This is a genomic window from Methylobacterium sp. D48H (assembly GCF_053345715.1).
On record NZ_JBKFAP010000159.1, the window covers coordinates 1 to 304 of the forward strand.

At 71.1% G+C, this 304-nt stretch carries 1 pseudogene; it reads right to left on the reverse strand.

Going from position 1 to position 304, the window contains the following annotated elements:
- Positions 1 to 304 (reverse strand): annotated as a pseudogene (locus tag ACLBX8_RS31940) (hypothetical protein); the annotation flags it as partial.

Sequence of the window (304 nt, forward strand, 5' to 3'; positions counted from 1 at the left end):
GGCGGCGGTCCGGAACGACGCGCGCCCGTTGCGGAGGATCGAGATCAGCGCTCCGGCGAGGCGGGCCAGGATCACCCCGTCGATCGCCAAGAGGGTGATCGCCCGGTTCCACAGCCGGTCGAGGCCGAGATCGGTGGTGACGGCTTCGGGATGCGCCGGGTCGGCCATCACCCCGATCGTCCAGTCCCCCGCGTGCAGGCCGGTGAACACGTAGTTCACCCGGCGGGTCACGCTGCCCGCGGGCGTCCGCAGCGAGAGCGTCGCGTCGCAGATGTGGAACACGAGCTTGGTGCTGCACTTGCCG